At 42.2% G+C, this 20,063-nt stretch carries 19 protein-coding genes; 17 read left to right on the top strand and 2 right to left on the bottom strand.

Annotation, left to right across the window (positions count from 1 at the left end; all coding sequences use genetic code 11):
- The first annotated feature begins 175 nt into the window (after positions 1-175).
- From FCN14_RS09280 to FCN14_RS09235, 10 genes are all read left to right on the top strand, one after another.
- Complete coding sequence (locus FCN14_RS09280) at positions 176-628, top strand: RrF2 family transcriptional regulator (RefSeq protein WP_138431001.1); 453 nt, start codon at positions 176-178, stop codon at positions 626-628.
- Between the two features lie 537 nt (positions 629-1,165).
- Complete coding sequence (locus FCN14_RS09275; RefSeq protein WP_138431000.1) at positions 1,166-2,239, top strand: CaiB/BaiF CoA transferase family protein; 1,074 nt, start codon at positions 1,166-1,168, stop codon at positions 2,237-2,239.
- 142 nt (positions 2,240-2,381) lie between these two features.
- Positions 2,382-2,630 carry a hypothetical protein gene (locus tag FCN14_RS09270; RefSeq protein WP_138430999.1) on the top strand — a complete coding sequence of 83 codons (249 nt, stop codon included), beginning with the start codon at positions 2,382-2,384 and terminating at the stop codon, positions 2,628-2,630.
- Between the two features lies 1 nt (position 2,631).
- Entirely contained in the window at positions 2,632-2,958 is a 327-nt protein-coding gene (gene trxA, locus FCN14_RS09265; protein WP_138430998.1) for a thioredoxin, read from the top strand.
- Entirely contained in the window at positions 2,955-3,404 is a 450-nt protein-coding gene (locus FCN14_RS09260; protein WP_138430997.1) for an OsmC family protein, read from the top strand. The genes trxA and FCN14_RS09260 overlap by 4 nt, the downstream gene beginning before the upstream one ends.
- Positions 3,405-3,423: 19 nt before the next feature.
- The gene (locus FCN14_RS09255) at positions 3,424-3,900 is read left to right on the top strand and encodes a Dps family protein (RefSeq protein WP_138430996.1); all 477 of its coding nucleotides are present in this window, start codon (positions 3,424-3,426) and stop codon (positions 3,898-3,900) included.
- A gap of 86 nt (positions 3,901-3,986) precedes the next feature.
- Positions 3,987-4,376: a DUF302 domain-containing protein gene (locus tag FCN14_RS09250; protein ID WP_138430995.1), complete on the top strand. Its 390-nt coding sequence runs from the start codon at positions 3,987-3,989 to the stop codon at positions 4,374-4,376.
- Positions 4,377-5,105: 729 nt separating this feature from the next.
- Entirely contained in the window at positions 5,106-6,242 is a 1,137-nt protein-coding gene (nirK, locus tag FCN14_RS09245; protein ID WP_138430994.1) for a copper-containing nitrite reductase, read from the top strand.
- Positions 6,243-6,277: 35 nt separating this feature from the next.
- Complete coding sequence (locus tag FCN14_RS09240) at positions 6,278-6,742, top strand: plastocyanin/azurin family copper-binding protein (RefSeq protein WP_138430993.1); 465 nt, start codon at positions 6,278-6,280, stop codon at positions 6,740-6,742.
- Positions 6,743-6,877: 135 nt separating this feature from the next.
- Positions 6,878-8,122 (top strand): porin, encoded by a 1,245-nt coding sequence (locus FCN14_RS09235; RefSeq protein WP_138430992.1) that lies wholly within the window; start codon positions 6,878-6,880, stop codon positions 8,120-8,122.
- An 88-nt stretch (positions 8,123-8,210) separates the two neighbouring features.
- Here the strand turns inward: FCN14_RS09235 and FCN14_RS09230 are convergent, their stop codons facing one another.
- Positions 8,211-8,663 carry an RrF2 family transcriptional regulator gene (locus FCN14_RS09230; RefSeq protein WP_138430991.1) on the bottom strand — a complete coding sequence of 151 codons (453 nt, stop codon included), beginning with the start codon at positions 8,661-8,663 and terminating at the stop codon, positions 8,211-8,213.
- Between the two features lie 247 nt (positions 8,664-8,910).
- Between FCN14_RS09230 and FCN14_RS09225 the strand changes: the two genes are divergently transcribed.
- Genes FCN14_RS09225 through FCN14_RS09205 form a run of 6 tightly spaced genes read left to right on the top strand, consistent with a single transcriptional unit; the run spans position 8,911 to position 16,050 of the window.
- On the top strand, positions 8,911-10,353 hold the full coding sequence (locus tag FCN14_RS09225) for a heme-copper oxidase family protein (protein WP_138430990.1): 1,443 nt from the start codon (positions 8,911-8,913) through the stop codon (positions 10,351-10,353).
- A gap of 5 nt (positions 10,354-10,358) precedes the next feature.
- Positions 10,359-10,508 carry a hypothetical protein gene (locus FCN14_RS15735; protein WP_171032873.1) on the top strand — a complete coding sequence of 50 codons (150 nt, stop codon included), beginning with the start codon at positions 10,359-10,361 and terminating at the stop codon, positions 10,506-10,508.
- A 35-nt stretch (positions 10,509-10,543) separates the two neighbouring features.
- Positions 10,544-11,068, top strand: coding sequence for a cupredoxin domain-containing protein (locus tag FCN14_RS09220; RefSeq protein ID WP_138430989.1), 525 nt, complete (start codon positions 10,544-10,546; stop codon positions 11,066-11,068).
- A 19-nt stretch (positions 11,069-11,087) separates the two neighbouring features.
- A complete protein-coding gene (locus tag FCN14_RS09215; protein WP_138430988.1) occupies positions 11,088-12,815 on the top strand; it encodes a cbb3-type cytochrome c oxidase subunit I in 1,728 nt (575 codons plus the stop codon).
- An 18-nt stretch (positions 12,816-12,833) separates the two neighbouring features.
- Positions 12,834-13,853, top strand: a complete 1,020-nt coding sequence (locus FCN14_RS09210; RefSeq protein ID WP_138430987.1) for an SCO family protein — start codon at positions 12,834-12,836, stop codon at positions 13,851-13,853.
- Positions 13,854-13,875: 22 nt separating this feature from the next.
- The gene (locus tag FCN14_RS09205) at positions 13,876-16,050 is read left to right on the top strand and encodes a cytochrome b N-terminal domain-containing protein (protein WP_138430986.1); all 2,175 of its coding nucleotides are present in this window, start codon (positions 13,876-13,878) and stop codon (positions 16,048-16,050) included.
- A gap of 342 nt (positions 16,051-16,392) precedes the next feature.
- Here the strand turns inward: FCN14_RS09205 and FCN14_RS09200 are convergent, their stop codons facing one another.
- Positions 16,393-18,477: an acetate--CoA ligase family protein gene (locus FCN14_RS09200; RefSeq protein WP_138430985.1), complete on the bottom strand. Its 2,085-nt coding sequence runs from the start codon at positions 18,475-18,477 to the stop codon at positions 16,393-16,395.
- Positions 18,478-18,616: 139 nt separating this feature from the next.
- On the opposite strand from FCN14_RS09200, the gene FCN14_RS09195 reads away from it, so the two are divergent.
- Entirely contained in the window at positions 18,617-20,008 is a 1,392-nt protein-coding gene (locus FCN14_RS09195) for a tryptophanase (protein ID WP_138430984.1), read from the top strand.
- Positions 20,009-20,063 lie beyond the last annotated feature (55 nt).

Below are 20,063 nucleotides of genomic sequence, written 5' to 3'. Positions count from 1 at the left end.
TCCTATATCTTTATTCTAATATGAAGGTTAGATTTTACGAAGGTTTTAGTTTAAAACCAAAATAGATTAAGGAGTATTTTGTCTTTTTATGTAATAAAAATAGTTTGCAAATACCCGAAGTGTTCTTTTATTAAGAGTAGTACATCTTAAAGACTTAAATATTATTTGTTGATTCATGTTATTATCAAGTGCTTGTGTTTACGGATTGAGGGCGTCTGTGTATTTGGCCTCTGTTGAGGATGATTCCTACATATCTATTACTACAATTAGTGAGGAGCTGGATATTTCGCGTCACTTCTTAACAAAAGTATTGCAGCGGCTGACAGATAATGATATTATGGAATCTATGAAGGGGCCCAAGGGCGGTGTGCGTCTTACTCGTTCTGGTGATAATATCGTATTATTAGAGATTGTTGCAGCTATCGATGGCATGGATATTCTAACAGAATGTGCCTTGGGACTGCCTGGTTGCGGTACTGCCAAACCATGTCCTATCCATGATCAATGGGCAGATACCCGTGATGAGATTCGCCAAATGCTGACCGAAACTACCCTCCGTAATTTAGTAGACCGAGGTAAGGCCGGGAATTTACGACTTACCGAAGAAGGTGAATTCCAGTGGGCATAACCTATGTTGACCTAAGTCTATGGTTGGTATACTAATTTCTTTTATTGTTTGATTAGGGGCTTCAACAATTTCTTTTGTTGAGTAGGTAGTGTGTGATATTTGTTTCGCGGATCGGTTATTTTTGAACCATACAGGGCGGCAAGTTCCAGTATCCAACATCCAATTCATTCTCTTTTACAAATTCATTATCTCTTCTAACCAAGAGCTTATGCTGGTTGGCTGGTACAGCATATTCCTATTCATCCATAGTAGGGAGTTGCTCACCCTACCATTTTGCATAGCCCTGGCAGCTAACTACGAAACATTGGTTATCGGGCTTTTTATAACTGTTTAAAATAATACACCCTTCAATGAATTGCATTGTCGAGTGTGCTTCATGCTTCGTTCAAAGAAGGATCCTACTATATCGCTTGTTAATAGTGGCAATCTTATATTTGAATGCTATGGATAAAGATTATGAGGAGATAAAAATGTTAAGTACGGTAGCTGTTGTAGAATAAATTACAATTTATTTGCTGATAGAAGATATAATACATTATGGAATCTGTATTTGAAGAGTTGAAAATAATTGAGCTGGCAAGTGTTTTGGCCGGTCCGGCAGTAGGAAATTTCTTTTCTGAACTTGGAGCGAATGTAATCAAGGTCGAAAATAAGAGGTCAGGAGGAGATATAACTAGGGAGTGGCGTCAGCCTGGGGAAACGCATGCGGGCCCTTCTGCTTATTATGCATCCGTTAATTGGGATAAGGAGGTGCGGTTTCTTGATCTGGGAAAATCCAAAGATAAAAAACAGGTGAAAGAACTAGTCAGTGAGGCAGATATTGTGATTTCTAATTTTAAAAAGGGTGATCCTGAAAAATTTGGTTTCACATATGAAGATGTGAAGAAACTAAATTCATCAATTATTTATGGCCATATTTCAGGTTTTGGCAGTGAGAGCGACCGACTGGCATATGACCTTATACTACAGGCCGAAACAGGTTTTATGTCTATGAATGGTCAGCCCGAAAGTCCCCCTACAAAAATGCCGCTGGCGTTAATTGATGTGTTGGCCGCACACCAACTTAAAGAGGGCATTCTGTGTGCAATGCTTAAGCAAAGGGACGATGCTAACCAATCGTTTAAGGTTGAGGTAAGTCTTTATGATAGTGCAGTTGCATCATTAATAAACCAATCAACTAACTGGTTAATGAATGGCAATGTTCCCCAGCAAATTGGTTCTTTACATCCCAACATAGCGCCTTATGGGGAGGTGTTCACAACCAAGGAAAACTGCTTGGTAACTTTTGCAATTGGAAGTAATCGGCAATTTCGGGATCTGTGTAGGGTCTTGAAAGCGAAATCCTTATTACAGGAAAAGGAGTTTCAAGGGAATGCCAGTAGGGTGAATAACAGGGAAGCCTTAGCCCAGAAGATACAAGAAAAGGTTGCCGGTTTAGAATGTGAACTATTATTGAATCGGTGTAGAAAACAGCACGTACCGGCTGCCAAAATTAAAAATATGAAGCAGGTTTTTGAATCTGACCAAGCCCAATCACTATTGTTAAAAGAAGATATAGAGGGAAGAGAAACAATTCGTCCCAAGACTACGGTTTTTAATATTATAAAGTAGGTTCAGTGTTATCAGAAACTTATCAACCCTATAGAATGTTCTTATCTACAATTGAGGACAATTTACTCTTTTATTTGTTATATTGGTCAACAGGATTCGCTTTTAGTGAAGGTAATTTTATTTATAAAGTAAGTGTGTAGTGATGAAAGAAAGGTTATTTAGTAACTGGTACCCTTTGCGGTGGATTGCTTTGGCTGCCGGTCTTTTTATGATGGTTCAGGCTATTCGATTTATGGATGGTCTTTCGGCCCTTTTAGGAGGCTTTATGTTGTACCAGGCCATTACAAATAAGGGATGTCTGGTTGGGCAAAATTGCTCGGTATCCCGTGTAAAAGAGGCAGGGACACAAGAAGTAAATTCAGTAGAATACACAGAAATAAAGAATGAATGATATGTCTGATACAACAAGAAAGAGTTCTTCGTTTACAAAAATGATTAATGGGGAAGTACCAGTCCTCGTTGATTTTTATGCAGACTGGTGTCAGCCCTGTAAGATGATGAATCCTATATTAAAAGAGCTTAAAAAGAAGATGGGAGATCAAATTAACATCATTAAAGTTGATGCCGAAAAGAATGCGGATGCTGCCATTAAATATAATGTCCGTGGTGTTCCTACTCTTATTTTATTTAAAGAAGGGCAAATATTATGGCAAAAATCTGGAGTGGTACAGGCCAATCAACTACAGAATATAATTAATCAAAAATTAGAAGTATCATGAGTGAACCAAAGCATCAATATAAGGTAGACCTTTCATGGGAAGAAGAACGAAAAGGCCGATTACATTCTTCTGAGTTAAATGAGACAGTAGAAGTGGCTACGCCCCCGCCCTTTGATGGAGGTATAGAAGGGGTCTGGTCACCAGAACATCTGTTTATCTCTTCGGTAAGCAGTTGTTTTATGACGACTTTCCTGGCAATAGCTGAATATTCGAAATTTGCATTTGAAGACCTCAATGTCTCAGCTACTGGTCTGCTTGGAAAAGTGGATGGCAAATTTAAAGTCAAGGAAATTACACTCCGTCCAACACTCGTAATTCAAGACGAAAATCAATCAGGAAAAGCAAAGCGGCTGATGGAAAAAGCGGAATCTGCCTGTTTAATTTCACGGTCTGTTAATACAGAAATAGTGTTTGAACCCGAAATTCAGGTTGTTGCTTTAAAATAATACTTAAAATTATATAGTTATGAGCAAATTAAATCATATTGGATTAGATAAAGATAAATCGAAGGAATTAGCAGAGAAACTCAATGAATTGCTGGCAAACTACTCGATTTTTTATCAAAATACACGCGGTTACCACTGGAATATAAAAGGTGATACCTTTTTTGAGTTACATGAAAAGTTTGAAGAGCTTTATGACGATCTCTTTATAAAAATTGATGATGTTGCCGAACGAATTTTAACCCTGGGCGGGATCCCTAACCATAACTATTCAGCTTATAATGAGCAGTCGGTAATTAAAGAAAGTAAGCAGGTAACAGATGGAAAAGAGGCTGTTCGGGATATCCTGAACGCTTATAAAGCCATTATTAAATTACAGAGGGAAATTTTGGAACTTTCTGATGAGTTGGGTGATGAAGGTACAAATGCCTTAATGAGTGATTATATCAGTGAACAAGAGAAAAAGGTTTGGATGTATTCATCCTACATAAGTAATTAATAAGCTTAAATGTGGATATCATTGTCTCATTTGGAAGTTTTATCCACTAAATTAACCAGAGAAGTAACAGCTAAACCATTATTGTTATGTCTTATTATTACAGTACTACCGTAGACGTTCCGTTTGAAGAGGCTATTGAAAAAACAACAGAGGCTCTTAAAGAAGAGGGTTTTGGGGTGCTTACCGAAATTGATATTAAGGCAACCCTTAAAAAGAAGTTGGATGTAGATTTCAAAAAGTATCAGATTCTTGGAGCATGTAATCCACCCTTGGCACATAAAGCGCTAACTGCAGAAGATCATATAGGGTTAATGTTGCCGTGCAACGTAATTGTGCAGGAGAATAAAAATGGCGAGGTGGAAGTATCAGCTGTTGATCCGGTTGCTTCTATGCAGGCTATAGAAAATGAGGAATTGGCAGATATTGCTAATGAGGTACAGGCACTACTTAAGAAAGTAATTACGAACCTTTCGTAGAGGCAGGGTGCTTTAGAATAATCAGCAGTCGTCAGAGTTTAGGTTGGTTCGGGCGCCTACAGAAGCGATGATAGTTGTTTTGCCGTTTTGCAGGTAATGTATGTTTTGGATGGTTTTCTGAAGCCAACCGCCCCTTCCCCGCAAGGGAAACTATAAGCCACCCAGCTTGGTTTTTAATTAGGTTTCCTTTAATCCTAAAGCCAATTTTGGGATAAGGTCAGCTTTAATATTACCGGCACTTCCCCCCTTCCAATTATGTACTGCTATAAGACAGTCTAACTCCTCAAAATTAAATTGGTGTAGATTTTAAGAACTTTTTCCGTTGTTAAGGCACAAATTCAAACCCATCTTATCATCAGCTGCCCCCTATTACTGTTGGTGCAACAGAAAGTGTACATTTTTGATTCTTTAGTGAATCTTATAGCAAAAGTAAGTTGAAATAGATATGCTTATTTCAAAAATAAATATCAGGTTAATGCAATTATCCATCTTTTGAGTATGTCTTGTAATTTTGCATAAGTGCCCTTTACAACCATTGCAAAATTGCAATGGTCCCGCCTATATGATCTATAGAGGCAGAGTTAAATTGCTTCCTCTTTCCGAATAATCACTAAAAGCTAACTTTTTTTAAAGATTCTGATTTCTGGTATAACTCTTGCATCTATCACAGTAGACAAATTGATCTATAGACAATTAACTCTATAATAAAAATCAAAAAATCTGAGTGAGATGGAAACGAAAAACGATAAAACGGTTGAAAACAAAGACCTTAATATAGACGGTAAGCAATCCCGAAAGAAATTTCTGAGAAACACTGGTGCGGCATTACTCTCCGGTGGGTTTTTGGCAAGTATGGGATTTCCGTTCAAATCGAAAGCGAATGATGTAGTAACTCCAAGTAGTACTGATCCGGCGTCCACATCTATTTTCTCTCTGCCTAAAGTAAATAGAGTAGCGGCAGATCCAACGGATATTCCTGCTCCTATCAAGCGACGTACTCCAAAAACGCACGAAATAACATTGGAGAGTAAAGAAGTCGTTGCAGAGATAGAAGATGGTGTTAAGTTCAAGTATTTGACGTATGGTGGGCAGGTTCCAGGGCCAATGCTTCGTGTACGCCGGGGTGATACCATCATTTTAAACCACAAGAATCTTACTGATAATACGATGATTCACAACGTGGATTTCCACGCTTGTTATGGCCCGGGTGGTGCAGCAGATGCTACTATTTGCCCTCCCGGTCAATCGAAAAAGGTGAAGTTTAAGGCGATGTACCCCGGTGCATATATCTATCACTGTGCTGTACCCCGTATGGATTATCATATCAGCAGTGGTATGTACGGAATGATTTTGGTAGAGCCTGAAGAGGGGTTACCAGAAGTTGACCACGAGTTTTATTTCGGACAGAACGAAATATATACCGACAAGGCAGCTGGGACTAAAGGATTGCATGGTTTTGATACCGAAAGAATGAAGGCTGAAGATCCAACCTATGTAGTGCTGAATGGTGAAAAGTATGCGATTACAGGAAATCGTCATGGTGCACTTACAGTGAAGAAAGGTGATACCGCTCGTGTATACCTTGTAACAGGTGGACCAAACGTAACCAGTAATTTCCACCCCATTGGTAATGTATTTACAAAGGCTTGGAGAGAAGGAGCTATTGCAAGTGAACCAGAGCGTTACGTTCAGACTTGTCAAGTGCCTCCAGGAAGCTGCGGAATTTTTGAGATGGACTTCCCGGTACCCGGACCAGTTAAGATGGTAGATCACGCGCTTACACGTGTAGCGAAGAAAGGTATGCTCGGCATCATTAATGTAGAGGGTGCTAAAGAAGCTGATATCTTCGATCCGGACATTACCTAATTAATAACGAATTCCAATTAAGAAATACTAGGACTATGAAAACGATAAAGCGAATATTACCCGTACTGCTGGTCATGTTTATGGCGCAAGTCGTAATGGCTAATGATACAGCACCGAAGGTTATCGAAATGGATGGTACGAACCAGATGAAGTTTACGGTAACAAATATTGAAGCTCAGCCAGGGCAAAAAATTACGGTTAAGCTCACTACTATTAGTGACTTCCCGAAAACAGCAATGGCTCATAACTTCGTACTCTTGGCAGCAGATGCTGATGTTACAGCTGTTGCTCGTGCTTCGGCCAAAGCATCAGGCAATGAATATATCCCTACAGATGCGGATATGAAGGATCAGATCATTGCTTACACAGGTTTGGCCGGTGGCGGCGAAACAGTAGAAGTCACCTTTACGGCTCCTGAAGAGTCTGGCGACTATGAGTACATCTGCAGTTTCCCCGGGCACTACATGGGTGGAATGAAAGGAGTACTGACGGTTAAGTAAAAAAGGCAACCTAGTTTATCGTAACTCTGGGTTTCCATCTTAAAGACTGGAGAGGATTGCACAAAGCAATTCTCTTCGGTTTTAATAAAAAATGGTTGAACTTTTAATCATATAAGATTTTAAAAATTATTAGCAATGATATTTCATAAAGCTATTCGCCGACTAACAATTATTTCGTGTGTATTATTTGCAATTCCGGCGTTGGTACAGGCACAGATGACATTGGATGGTGAGTTGCGGCCGAGAACGGAATACAGGAATGGTTATAGGACTGTACAAACTTCGGATGTTGATCCTGCATTCTTTACGTCACAGCGGGCACGTTTAACTCTTAACTACAAAACAGATCTATATAAAATTAAAGTATCGGGGCAGGATGTTCGCGTTTGGGGAGAAGTTGCTCAGCTACAAGATAATGCCAATGTAAATATCCATGAAGTTTGGGCTCAATTAAAGATTACAGATGCAATGGATCTGAAGCTGGGAAGGCAGGAGCTTATTTATGATGATCACCGTCTATTAGGCAGTGTAAATTGGACACAACAGGCCCGTAGCCACGATGCGTTAGTGGTAAAAATTGATAACAATAACTTTAAGTTGGATCTAGGTGCTGCTTATAACCAGGAAGCCCAAAATATTATTGGGAATACCTATTCGATTAATAACTATAAGGTATTATCGTATTTGTGGCTGCATAAAAAGATGGATGCATTTAAGGTTTCTGTAATTGGAGTTTCTGATGGCTTTCAAGTTACGGATGCTACCAACTTTAGGTATACATATGGAACTCACCTGGCTTATAAAAAAGATGCAGTTAATGTTACAGGGAGTCTGTATTTGCAGAGTGGGGATGATAATATTAGAAATGATATTTCTTCTTGGATGTATGCATTAAAGGCGGGTTACAACTTCGGTAGCTTTGGCTTAACAGCCGGATATGATTATCTGTCCGGGGGAGGTATTGATGATAGTAATCCGCAACGCAATGCATTTAATACGTTGTATGCTACCAACCACAAGTTTTATGGGAATATGGATTATTTCCTGAATGTACCCGGAGATACCCAGTTTGGAGGGCTTCAAGATATTTATGTGAAAGCAACTTATACAGCCTATGAAAAGACAAGCTTGTCATTAACGTACCACAATTTTGCACTTGCAGAGAAGGTTGCAGCAATAGCTACTTTGGATAAAGGATTGGGCTCTGAATTCGACTTTAATCTGACACACACTTTTAGTGAAGATATAGCACTAAAAATGGGCTATTCGCTCTTAAGTTCGAAAGATTCAATGAAGCTTTTAAAAGGAGTGCCCGCAGCCGAGTCAACCCAGCATTGGGGTTGGATAATGTTATCAGTAACACCCGGCTTTATAAAGTAAGGTGTAAATTCCTGCAGCCCGCTGTTAAAGGCGTTAGTTGGGCAAGCAGTAAGGATGCTTGCCCGGCTGTTTAGATGTAGAAAGCAGCTTAATCTCCAGAGGGGGTATTCATGGGATCAAGAAGTGTCTCGGCTTCCCCTGGTCTGTCAATAACATCCTGGAGGGTTGTGTTTTCAGCCCACCACTGAAATGAGTCTTTAAGTTGACTCCAGGTGTTATGGAGTGGGCATGGGTCTTCGCTATCGCATTCATCCCAGCCAAATACACAGCTGTTGGGTTCAATTTTATAATCTACTGTTGCCAAGATGCTTTTAAATTTAATTTCACTTGGTTCTTTGGCAAGTCGGAAGCCACCACCGTGTCCTTTTTGTGAGGTTACCAGGTCTGCTTCCACCATCTTGCGTAATATTTTTGATAAATAGTGGCCGGGTATTCCTGTAGCTCGTGCTAGTACATTTGATGATACAGGACGCCCGTCTTTTTTGAGGGCAATACAGGCCATTGCGCGTAACGCATATTCAGCTGTTTGAGGTAAATGCATAAGTGATCAGGTTTTAAAGTATCAGTTGTTCAGTCCGATTCCTGATGTCGGTTATCTTAAAATAGAAATTTAATTCCCAAAATAAGGGATATGTGTAATAAACCAATCAGCTTTATGTAAAGCTATGTGTAATGCTTGGTGATTATGTTTTAACAATATAATAAAAAAATACTTTCAATAGACTTGTTTATCTATTAAAAAATGTCGATTATAGATATAGACATCTATTGAAAATCGGAGTTTAAATATGTTGGTTGCTCTTAAAAAAATATTGGTTTTGCCGGTAGAATCGTTGCTTAACCGGGTGGAGGTGAACTCACAGGCACAGTCACGTCTATGGATACTAATGAGTATAGGTACGTTGTTGCTCTCCGGTTTTTTCTCAATTATTATCGTTTTAGGACGGGCTCCTATTATTAGTGAATTGATATCTGACCCTCTTTTTGCAAAAAGAGGGTTGGTGGTACATGTCGATTTGGCTTTGTTGATATGGATTTACGCTTTTTTGTGTGGCCTTTTTGTGTTGGTGCCTTCTCAAAAAAATGGAAATCGCTTATTGCCAATGGGATATGTGCTGGCAGTTGCAGGGGTTGGTATGTTGGTGGCTTCAATCTTTGTCCCCTCGGCTGAGCCCGTCCTTTCAAATTATATTCCTGTATTAGACCATCCGTTATTTATAGGAGGGCTATTACTGTTTGCTGCAGGGGTAGCGTGTACGGTTTTTAACACACGTATTCTCCCTTCTTCAAATCAAACAACAGCAAAAGATAATTTAATATTTCCAACCTCTTCGATTCCCGGCCTAAGGTCTGCTGCAGTAATACTATTAATCAGCTTGATAACTTTTTTTAGTTCCTGGTTGGTAACTCCAACAGGTTTAGAAAGACAAACCTATTTTGAGCTGACAATTTGGGGGGGAGGGCATTTGCTCCAGTTTGTGAATGTGGCTGCGATGCTTTCGGTATGGATAATCTTACTAGGTAAGCTGCTTGACAAAAATCCAATCTCTTACCGGATAACCGCCATACTGTTTGGCATTTATACCTTGCCTCTGCTTGCTGCTCCCCTTTTGACAATGAATGGGACAGCTGACCTGTTATATCACTGGGGATTCACCCGGTTTATGCAATGGGGGATCTTTCCCGTAGTCACAATCTTTGTAGGCATCATTGTTACTAAACTGGTTCGTGGTCGACTCAATAACGACCTGCCAAAAGGGTTATTGAAAAATCCGTATTTCGGAGGGTTGGTCACAAGTATGTTGCTAACCATCATCGGATTCATTTTAGGGGCCATGATACGCGGTTCAAATACGATGGTTCCTGCCCATTACCATGCAGCTGTTGGGGGTATTACCGTAGCATTTATGGCTGTGACCTATTTCTTGCTAGAGGTCCATGGGGTACCGGTTCCAAAAGGGAGACTTAGAAAGCTTGCAGCGATACAGCCTCTGCTGTTTGGGCTGGGACAAGCCATTTTTGCAGCCGGTTTTGGATATGCAGGAGCTCATGGCTTGGCAAGAAAAGCATTTGGATCTGAACAGCAAATTAATTCCATCGAAGTATTTGCAGGACTAGGCTTTATGACTATTGGCGGTTTGCTGGCTGCTTGCGGCGGATTGCTATTCCTATGGATCGTAGTAAAAGCCTGGATGAATAGAAAAAATTCACCATTACAATCAAACCCTTAATCACCATGGAAGAAGACAAAACAACACCATTGGGACAGCGCATTCTTGACAACATGTGGCTTTTACTGGCACTTGGGCTGGCTGTTCCAACAATATCATACACCCTATGGGGAATCATAGAATTAATCTCAATGGGTGATGCCACTTTACCCTGATCATAATATTCATAAATCTCTAATAATTTAACATCATGAGCATTTTTAGTCCTGTTGGAAACTGGTTTAAAGCACCGACTGGTACCGAGCGGTTATGGGTAGGTTTGGCGCTGACGTGGTGCTTAGTCATGTCTGTAACAATGCCGTACTGGCACTTTAAAGGAAAGCAGAACAGTACTGGTGAATCCTATAAAGTGGAAGCATCGGCTTTTCTGGATCGTACCGATCAATTTATCGAATCGAACAAAGTAGGAGAAGAAAAGGGCGTTCCTATCGTGGAACCCTCTCCCGGTGGAGATGCATATCTCGTTGGAGAGATGTGGCGATGGTATCCAATTCTTAAACTTAAGAAGGGGCAAACGTACCGGATACACATTTCATCTCCGGATTTGCAGCACGGTTTCTCACTGCTGCCTATGAATATGAACTTTCATATTCTGCCCGGTTACGATCACGTGCTTACTATAACACCTACCTCAACCGGTGATTTCGAAATTATCTGCAATGAGTTTTGCGGAATCGGACACCATATGATGACCGGTAAAATCATAGTCGAATAACTAAAAATAATACAAGAATATGAATGCTACACAAGCTATAGCGAAATTTCGAACCTGTAAGACAACCGGTCTTCGCGTTTTTCGTAACGCAGAGTTTTTTACGAAGGTTAATGCGGTGTTGGCCGTTGTCTTTCTTCTCGTTGGTGCCATTGCCGCTATTGGTCTGGCCCTAACACGATGGACTGCTGTTCACTTATTGGACAGCGTATATTACTACCGTATGCTTACCCTGCATGGGGTGAACATGTTGGTTTTTTGGATCATTTTCATGGAGATGGGGATCCTTTATTTTGCCTCCACAACGCTCTTGAACAGCCGTTTGTTTTCAAAAACATTAGGCTGGATATCACTCGGCTTAATGGGGATAGGTGCGTTAATGACAAACTATATCATCTTAGCCGGCCAGGCAGATGTTCTTTTGACCTCTTATGTACCGTTAAAAGCACACCCGTTATTCTATCTGGGTATCATACTCTTTGCAGTAGGGTCACTCATTGTTTGCTTTAACTTTTTTGCAACCCTTTATATAGCCAAACGAGACAAAACTTACGAGGGATCAATGCCCTTGGTTACATTTGGTGCATTAGCTGCTGCAATTATTGCTGTACTTGCCTTGGCACATGGTGCAGCTGCACTAATTCCTACCTTTTTATGGTCCATGGGCTGGACTGGTCCAGTAGATCCTGGCTTGTACCGGTTACTTTGGTGGGGACTCGGTCATATGTCACAGCAGATTAATGTTTGTGCTATGGTTGCCGTTTGGTACTTCATGGGTACTATGACCACTGGTGCAAAGCCATTAAATGAAACCGTATGTCGAGGAGCATTCCTGTTATACATATTGTTTATTAACCTGGCTTCTGCTCACCACTTACTGGTAGACCCCGGTGTTGGTCCCGGATGGAAAATCTGGAACACTTCTTATGCGATGTACCTTGCTGTTCTTGCTTCCATGATTCACGGATATACTGTTCCTGCTTCACTGGAGGTTGCGCAACGACGTAAAGGTTTTACCAAAGGAATTTTCGGATGGTTTACAAAATTGCCATGGAAAGATCCTGGATTCTCTGCCGTAATGTTGTCTATCATCATCTTTGGATTTATTGGCGGTATAACCGGCGTAACTCTGGGTACTGAGCAAATTAACATTATTGCACACAATACCTTGCGTATTCCCGGTCACTTCCACGCGACGGTAGTAGGTGGTACATCACTGGCATTTATGGGACTGGCTTATTACCTGGTTCCCTTGATCTTTCAAAAGGAGTTTTACCTGAAAGGCCTTGCACGCATTCAGCCGTATCTTTTTGCAGGCGGCATTGTAGTGATGTCAATGGGAATGTCATTTGCAGGATCGTACGGAGTGCCACGACGTCACTGGGACGTTGATTTCTCAGGATCTATCCTGAGTGCCGGTTTTGATCCTATCGCTCACGTTATGCTGGGGCTGGTAGGAGTTGGCGGTATTATCGCCTTTTTAGGCCTGTTATTATTTATAGGCTTAACGGTAGCAGCTGTGTTCTTTGGCCGTTCTAACGAAGGGCGACCTATGAAGAGCTGGCAAGATGAGCACTCTACCCGTATGAAAGATAAGCTTATTGAAAAAGGATACGAAGAAGAAGGAAAAGATTACGAACACATTAAAACACCCGGTACCCTAACCGTGGTCATCATATTCTTGTTGACGTTTGCGGTCTATTATTTTGCTAACTGGAAAGCCCTTGCGGATCTCTGGTTCGTACGATAATACCGGTAATAATATGCTATGCACTCGATGCTGGCCCGTGGTTTTTTCTCCGGGCCGGCTCCCATAGCTGACAGAAGCACTGCTATGAATAAAGAAAGTACAAAATATAGATTTCGAAACTTTTTAACTGGCCTTGAGTCATTCTTTTCCTCATGGCGTTTTCCGGTTTTTATGCTTTCTGTACTATTTTTTTTAGCCCTTCTGGTAGTAACAGTTACCTTAATACCCGTTTCGGATTCTACCCTTGGAACATTTGCGGGCGAATTTAAGAAATGGTGCCTTGGATATAACCCAGCCACAGGAGAAATAGAGTCCATCTATTTAGTCATGTTCCTGGTGCAGCCTACGATATTAAGTATTTTTATTTTTGGGTTTTGGTATAAGCCCATATCAGAAATGGTTAAGAACTACCCCAAAAAAGCTGGTCCCTATATTATACCGGGTTTTGTTATCATTGTGCTCGTAGGAGCCACTTTACCCTCATTGTATTCAGATGGTGAAAGCGGAGAGTTGCCTTTCCCGGCCAAAGAAATTAGAACAGCTATCAGTCCTCCAGAATTTACACTGATAAATCAGAATAAAGATAGTATATCATTAACAGATTATCGTAACCAAGTGGTGATGGTTACAGCCGTGTATGCGTCTTGTTCAGAAACATGTCCGGTGATATTGGAGCAGGCGTACGATGTAATGAATAGGTTGAAGATAGGAGGAAAAGAGCAATTACAGCTTATGGCTATAACAATGGATCCTGATAAGGATACGCCTAAAATGTTGAAGATGACGGCCGAACATTATGAACTGAATGGTCCCAACCAACACCTTCTGACCGGTGATAAAAAGTATGTTAATGAGGTATTGGATAAATTGAATATCCCGCGTCGCAAGCGTGAGGATGGAGCAATTGCCCATGCTAACGTTTTTATCCTAATAGATAAACGAGGAAAGGTCGCCTATCGATTTACGCTGGGAGATCGACAAAAGGAGTGGTTAATAAAAGCGGCAAAAACGCTGATAGAAGAAAGACCGGCTGCATAACACAGTCGTTTTGTAGTATATAATGAAAGGATTAAAAATGGATATTGATAAAGAGGAAATAAATCTGGTAGATCTCGCCTCCGGTAAAAATGGAATAGACTCGGATAGTATTGAGTTCTCCTCACAAGTTAAGGACCAGCGCCCCGATCCACCGGTACGCGGGGAATCTCTTTTTCGTGTGGTCGATCGATGGTTTCATCAGCTTGATAGGTTTGTAGAACGATACCTTCCGCAAAATCTTAATCCCTTTACACAGTCGGGTGCCATTGCCAATACCACTTTTATTATTGCATTGGTTTCAGGTTTTGTTCTGTTGTTTTGGTACAAGCCAAGTGTGCATCAAGCCTATGATTCTTTGAACCAGATTAACATGCTGGGTGATTTCTTTCGGTCCTTGCACCGGTATAGCTCTGATGCCTGCATGTTGTTTATCATGTTCCATGCATTTAAGATGTTTTTTGCCCGTCGATTTGGCGGGGCTCGGTGGCTGGCATGGGTAACGGGTGTGGTTGCGCTGGCACTTCTGTGGTTTGATGGCTGGCTCGGATATTGGCTGGTATGGGATGAAGCAGCCAATCAAGTGGCTGTAGGTACGGCTAAGATGCTTGACCAGCTTCCAATTTTTGCCGAACCATTGAGTCGTTCTTTTTTGACGGATGACAGTTTCAATTCACTGCTGTTTTTCTTGGTCTTTTTCTTTCATATGCTCATTCCTTTAGCTATGGGAATTGCACTGTGGCTTCACGTTTCACGGCTTAATAAAGCTCATTTTATCACAAAAAAGCCGATGACAATTGCGGTGTTAGGCTCATTATCAATTATATCAGTTATGCTGCCAGCCGGTTTAGCTGAGCCTGCTAAAATGCTTGAGGTTCAGCAAACGGTGGCGCTCGATTATTTCTACATGCTACCCGTCTACTTTACTGATCGTCTGGAGGGAGGTATGCTTTGGGCAATTACGCTTATAGGTTTTATCGGTTTTGTCAGTGTCCCATGGCTACTCGTTAAGAAAAGGCGTCCAAAACCACAGGTAGATTCGGATCGCTGTAACGGTTGTGAACAGTGTTATAAAGATTGTCCCTTTAATGCCATTACCATGTTACCGCGTGCCAAGGATGACAAGAAAAAAGGTGATTTTTACGCTAATATTGATCCCTCTAAATGTATTGCTTGTGGAATTTGTGTAGGCGCTTGTGATCCGGTGGGTATTGAGTTTCCCCGTTTGCCGGCTATGGATGTTCGCAGAGAGATAGATAGCTGGCTTCACGAACGGCTGGAAAAAGAGGCTTCAGCGCATGTCGCCTATATCTGTTCAAACTCTGCAGGGGCAGATCTGCATATCGATGAAGCCACCGGTCGCTGCAAAGAGTTGCCCGGTTATATTGTTCGCTCTATCCCTTGTGTGGGATGGGTGCATCCGCTTATGATAGAGCGAGCTCTGCGAAAAGGGGCTGAAGGTGTTTTGATTGTGGGATGCCAAAGCGAGCCGGATTATCGACTGGGTGCTATGTGGACAGAAGAGCGTATTAGCGGGGGGCGACATCCCGAGCTTCGCGAGGATAAGGTAGATTCTTCCCGAATCCACTATGTGCAGTACGACCGCACAAATTATGACGGTTTTATTGAAGAGGCTCGAAGGTTGCAGCGTGATACCGGAAAGTTGACCTTCAAAGAGGAGAAGAGTTCCGTAAGTAAAATCAAAAAGTATATCATGGGTGCATTTTTAGTACTGATGCTAGGTAGCCTTACCTACTTCTTTAGTAATGCTCCTTATAGCGTACCTATACAAAGTGATTCTGAGTTTGTGGTTTCTTTTACATTGCCCGGCCGTCCGGTGGATGGCAGTGCCAAGAAAGAATCGGAACAACAAAATCTGCAATCGCACATGCAGTCGAGTAATGCTCCTGCTAAACGCGAGCGTTCTGATGTTCGGTTACGAATAGATATAGATGGGAAAACGGTACACGAACAGAAGTATGAGCCCAGCGGCCTATTTAATGATGGAATGAGCGGTGCAGTAGAGTATATTCCCTTAAAAGCAGGTGAGCACACGATCAAAGTATACTTGGGAGATACCAAGAGTGAAGAATGGTTATACACCGATCAAAAGAAAGTGGTATTTGAGAACAACCATCGTTCTGTCGTTAAATTTAACCGTGCTGATGGATTCCAGTGGTATCCTAAGTCTGAAGAGTAGAGTTGCTCTCAAGGGTTTTAATTTCCCAGAAGCAGCTTGCCTGGTATCTGAGGGATAACTTTCATACATCAGTCAGCCGTTGCAGGCAGATTCTTCGAGTCCATTTACTACGTTCATTCCGAGGGGAGTCGAGGAATCTCCTAGTAAGAGTTCGCGTAGAAAGAACTAATCCCCTATACATTAACTAATCGTTTCGGGTAGATTACTTCACTTCGTTCGCAATGAGGAACGCTTTTTAAAAGCAGTGTCATTACGAGGAGTTGCTTGTAACGACGAAGTAATCTCCCGGTGATTGCTCGCCTAGTAGCTAAAAGGCAACAGTCATACATCAACCAGCTTTTTTCAGGTAGAGGCTATCTCTTCAGGCGTTGCCTCGGCCAAAAATCCACGAACATCCACCGCATAGGCCCCCTGTCCCTCGGAGAGTACATAAAGTGGGTTGATCTCTAGCTCTTTAACTTGTTGCAGATCTTTTGCCAGTTGTGAAAGCCGCATTACATAATCAATTACAGCTTCACGGTCAGCGGGCGGTTGATTGCGCCATCCTGCTAGCTTTGTGCCGGCGCGAGTAGCGTCAATAAGCTGCTCTGCCTGTTGCTGATTTAGAGGGGCAAGTGCTGATTCAACATCTTTTAAGAGTTCAACATCGGTACCGCCTGTACCAAATAGAACCTGCGGTCCAAATTGGTCATCGCGTTTTATACCAATTATTACCTCCTGCCCTTTGGTAAACATTTTTTGTACCAGGCCATACTCCATGTTTGTCCCGGCTTCTGTAGCAGAAGCCTCAATGGTATGCCACGCATTTTCAACTTCCCGGGCATTGTTCAGATTCAGTTTTACGCCATTAACCTCAGTCTTATGTGAAATATCATCAGAAACTACTTTAAGAACTACCGGATAGCCTATTTTATCAGCATAGGCAATAGCGTCATCCACTGATTTTACCTGCTGTTGAGGCGGTAGGGCAATGCCATATTGTGTAAGCAATTGCTGCCATTCTTGTTGGTTAGCTAATGTTTGGGCAGATGTTGTGCTGATATTTTCAAAAGGTTCAGGGGTGCCGTTGGGCATTTCCAGCCATTCTTTGCGCTGCACCATTGCTGCCAGTACAGAAGCAACCCGTTCTGGGAACGACACATTGGGCACCTTGCGCTTGTGTAAAATGTTGAGCGCTTCTTCTACCGAGGCTTTTCCCATAATAGAAGCGATGACAGGTTTGTCATGGGTGCTGGCTACTTCGCCTACTACCTCAGCTAAACTGGCAGGTAAAAACCAGTCTTGCGGAGCCTGGATGACAACTACCGAGTCTACATTTTCATCAGTAAGAATAGCATCCAGGGCAACGGCATAGGTACCGGGTCCCGATCCCGCCAAAACATCTACAGGATTTTCGACGCTTGCCGCATTGGGCAGGCGGGACTGTAGATATTGCTTGGTTTCTTTGGTGAGTTCGGCGAGTTTCATACCAGCCTTTTCAAGGGCATCAACAGCCAGGATAGCTGGTCCGCCCGCATTCGTAAGCACAGCTACTCGTTTGCCCTTTGGTAAAGGCTGCCATGCCAGAGCTCGTGCCCAGTCAAACATTTCTTCCATGGTATCGGCCTGTTGTACGCCGCTACGTTTAAATGCAGACTTATAAGCTTCGGCACTGCCTGCCAAGGCACCGGTATGTGAGGCTACCGCTTTTGCACCACTTTCTCCCCGGCCTCCTTTTAACGCAACAAAAGGTTTTTCTAATGCGGCTTTTTTTGCCGATTCTAAAAACTTTTCTCCATTGGATACTCCTTCAATATATGCAGTAATTACTTTTGTTTGGCGGTCCTCGCGAAGGGCTTCAATCATCTGCGTCTCATTGACATCTACTTGGTTGCCCAGGCTAACAATGCGTGAAAAACCTACACCCGCTCCCCGTGCCCAATCAATTACAGAGGCCACCATTGCTCCCGATTGCGAACAGAATCCAATTTCTCCGGATTCCGGCATGCCCGTCACAAAGGTCGTATTTACCGGGGTATGGGTATCGATGGTACCAATGCAGTTGGGACCAATGACATGAATTCCCATTTCATCAGCAACAGCTTTAAGTTCTTTTTCCAGTTGTTCTCCTTCTTTTCCGGTTTCGCTAAATCCACCGCTAACTACTATCGCATGTGTAATGCCTCGTTCACCACAGTCTCTGAGTGTATCGGGGACCACTGGAGCAGGAACAATAACGACAGCTAAATCGACTGGGTCGGGAATTTCGTTTACATTGGCAAAACAGCTTTCGCCCAGTATTTCAGTAGCTGATCTGTTAACAGGATATATTTTTCCCTGGTAGTGATACTCTTTAAGGTTGCGAACAACCCCATACCCTAATTTATGGGGATTTCGGGAGGCTCCGATAATAGCAACACCTTTGGGTTTGAAGAATGGGTCAAGCATGTTATAACTTATTAAGTATTTAAGAGTATTTTATCTTATTTTAATCTTAATTTTGTTATTTATCAATGTTAATTGCATAAATGGTATCCTTTTTTGGGGATGCCGAAAATTCAAAAATTTTAATTAGAAAATACCTGGTATGGAGCTTAAAGAATTTCAATCCGATACTATTATAGAACCTTTTCGCATTCGGTCTGTTGAGCCTATTCGTTTTACTAAAATGAGTGAACGCAAAGAGCTGCTTGCCCAGGCGGGATATAATCCTTTTTTACTGAAGGCAGATGATGTGCTGATTGATCTTTTAACAGATAGCGGCACCGGGGCCATGTCGGCTAGGCAGTGGTCAGGGATGATCTCCAGTGATGAATCGTATGCCGGTTCTTCTTCATTTTATCGGTTAGAGTCGGCCGTGCATGACATTACCGGTTTCGAACATCTCATTCCTACTCACCAGGGACGTGCAGCCGAGAACGTTCTCTTTACAACTATTGCCTCCGAAGGTGATGTGGTTCCCAGCAATACTCATTTCGATACAACCCGAGCTCATGTGGAACATGCGGGTGCAGAAGCACGTGATCTGGTAATTGAGGAAGGTAAGCAGCCCCGTAGCCAACATCCTTTTAAAGGTAATATAGATCTCAAAAAGTTAGAGCGAACTATACAGGAAGTTGGGACTGAAAATATCCCTATTATAATGATGACAGTGACCAATAATTCAGGGGGCGGACAGCCGGTAAGTATGGCTAATATACGTGCCGTGTCAGAGCTTGCCCGCGATCACGGTATTCCCTTCTTTATTGATGCTTGTCGATTCGCAGAAAATGCTTGGTTTATTAAAAACCGGGAGAAAGGTTTTGCGGATAAATCTCCCATAGAGATTGCGCGGCAGATGTTCAATTACGCCGATGGCTGTACGATGAGTGCAAAGAAAGATGGAATGGCTAATATTGGAGGTTTTCTTGCTCTCAACAATGATGAGTTAGCCTCCGAGTGTCGAAACCTGGAGATTTTAACAGAAGGGTTCCCCACTTATGGTGGGATGGCCGGTTACGATATGGAGGCTGTTGCAAGTGGGTTATATGAGGCTCTGGATGAAGATTACCTTCGTTACCGGGTTCGGTCTATAGCCTATTTGGGAGATAAACTGTTAGAGGCCGGAGTTCCTATTGTTGAGCCTACCGGGGGGCATGCGGTGTATATTGATGCGAAAGAGATGCTGCCCCATATTGATTCCCTGGAATATCCGGCCTGGTCTTTTAACAATGCCTTGTATCTGCTGGGCGGGGTACGTGGTGTAGAAATAGGATCTGTAATGTTTGGTAAGCAGCCGGACGGTTCAGAAAAACCAGCGGCTATGGAGCTGGTCCGCCTTGCATTTCCTCGGCGCGTATATACCCAAAGCCATGTTGATTATCTAGCTGAGGTTATAATTGCTGCCTATGAACAGCGTGATCAACTAACTGGATATAAAATTGTAGATGGGCCGGAGGTACTGCGACACTTTTCCGCACACCTGGAACCGTTGGAATAATCTTTATAATAAAAAAAGCCCCAATGCTTGTAATAGCACTGGGGCTTTTGTGTTA

The sequence above is a fragment of the Fodinibius saliphilus genome (assembly GCF_005869845.1).
In the GTDB taxonomy this organism is placed as follows: domain Bacteria; phylum Bacteroidota; class Rhodothermia; order Balneolales; family Balneolaceae; genus Fodinibius; species Fodinibius saliphilus.
This window is presented reverse-complemented; position numbering and strand designations above follow the sequence as displayed.

Excerpts from the sequence above, each read along its gene's own strand:
- FCN14_RS09200 (WP_138430985.1), bottom strand. The coding sequence starts at position 18,477 with ATGCTTGACCCATTCTTCAAACCCAAAGGTGTTGCTATTATCGGAGCC.
- FCN14_RS09275 (WP_138431000.1), top strand. The coding sequence starts at position 1,166 with ATGGAATCTGTATTTGAAGAGTTGAAAATAATTGAGCTGGCAAGTGTT.
- FCN14_RS09195 (WP_138430984.1), top strand. The coding sequence starts at position 18,617 with ATGGAGCTTAAAGAATTTCAATCCGATACTATTATAGAACCTTTTCGC.
- FCN14_RS09210 (WP_138430987.1), top strand. The coding sequence starts at position 12,834 with ATGCACTCGATGCTGGCCCGTGGTTTTTTCTCCGGGCCGGCTCCCATA.
- FCN14_RS09235 (WP_138430992.1), top strand. The coding sequence starts at position 6,878 with ATGATATTTCATAAAGCTATTCGCCGACTAACAATTATTTCGTGTGTA.
- FCN14_RS09270 (WP_138430999.1), top strand. The coding sequence starts at position 2,382 with ATGAAAGAAAGGTTATTTAGTAACTGGTACCCTTTGCGGTGGATTGCT.
- FCN14_RS09250 (WP_138430995.1), top strand. The coding sequence starts at position 3,987 with ATGTCTTATTATTACAGTACTACCGTAGACGTTCCGTTTGAAGAGGCT.
- FCN14_RS09255 (WP_138430996.1), top strand. The coding sequence starts at position 3,424 with ATGAGCAAATTAAATCATATTGGATTAGATAAAGATAAATCGAAGGAA.
- FCN14_RS09260 (WP_138430997.1), top strand. The coding sequence starts at position 2,955 with ATGAGTGAACCAAAGCATCAATATAAGGTAGACCTTTCATGGGAAGAA.
- FCN14_RS09220 (WP_138430989.1), top strand. The coding sequence starts at position 10,544 with ATGAGCATTTTTAGTCCTGTTGGAAACTGGTTTAAAGCACCGACTGGT.
- FCN14_RS09205 (WP_138430986.1), top strand. The coding sequence starts at position 13,876 with ATGAAAGGATTAAAAATGGATATTGATAAAGAGGAAATAAATCTGGTA.
- FCN14_RS15735 (WP_171032873.1), top strand. The coding sequence starts at position 10,359 with ATGGAAGAAGACAAAACAACACCATTGGGACAGCGCATTCTTGACAAC.
- FCN14_RS09230 (WP_138430991.1), bottom strand. The coding sequence starts at position 8,663 with ATGCATTTACCTCAAACAGCTGAATATGCGTTACGCGCAATGGCCTGT.
- FCN14_RS09280 (WP_138431001.1), top strand. The coding sequence starts at position 176 with ATGTTATTATCAAGTGCTTGTGTTTACGGATTGAGGGCGTCTGTGTAT.
- FCN14_RS09225 (WP_138430990.1), top strand. The coding sequence starts at position 8,911 with ATGTTGGTTGCTCTTAAAAAAATATTGGTTTTGCCGGTAGAATCGTTG.
- trxA (WP_138430998.1), top strand. The coding sequence starts at position 2,632 with ATGTCTGATACAACAAGAAAGAGTTCTTCGTTTACAAAAATGATTAAT.
- FCN14_RS09215 (WP_138430988.1), top strand. The coding sequence starts at position 11,088 with ATGAATGCTACACAAGCTATAGCGAAATTTCGAACCTGTAAGACAACC.
- nirK (WP_138430994.1), top strand. The coding sequence starts at position 5,106 with ATGGAAACGAAAAACGATAAAACGGTTGAAAACAAAGACCTTAATATA.
- FCN14_RS09240 (WP_138430993.1), top strand. The coding sequence starts at position 6,278 with ATGAAAACGATAAAGCGAATATTACCCGTACTGCTGGTCATGTTTATG.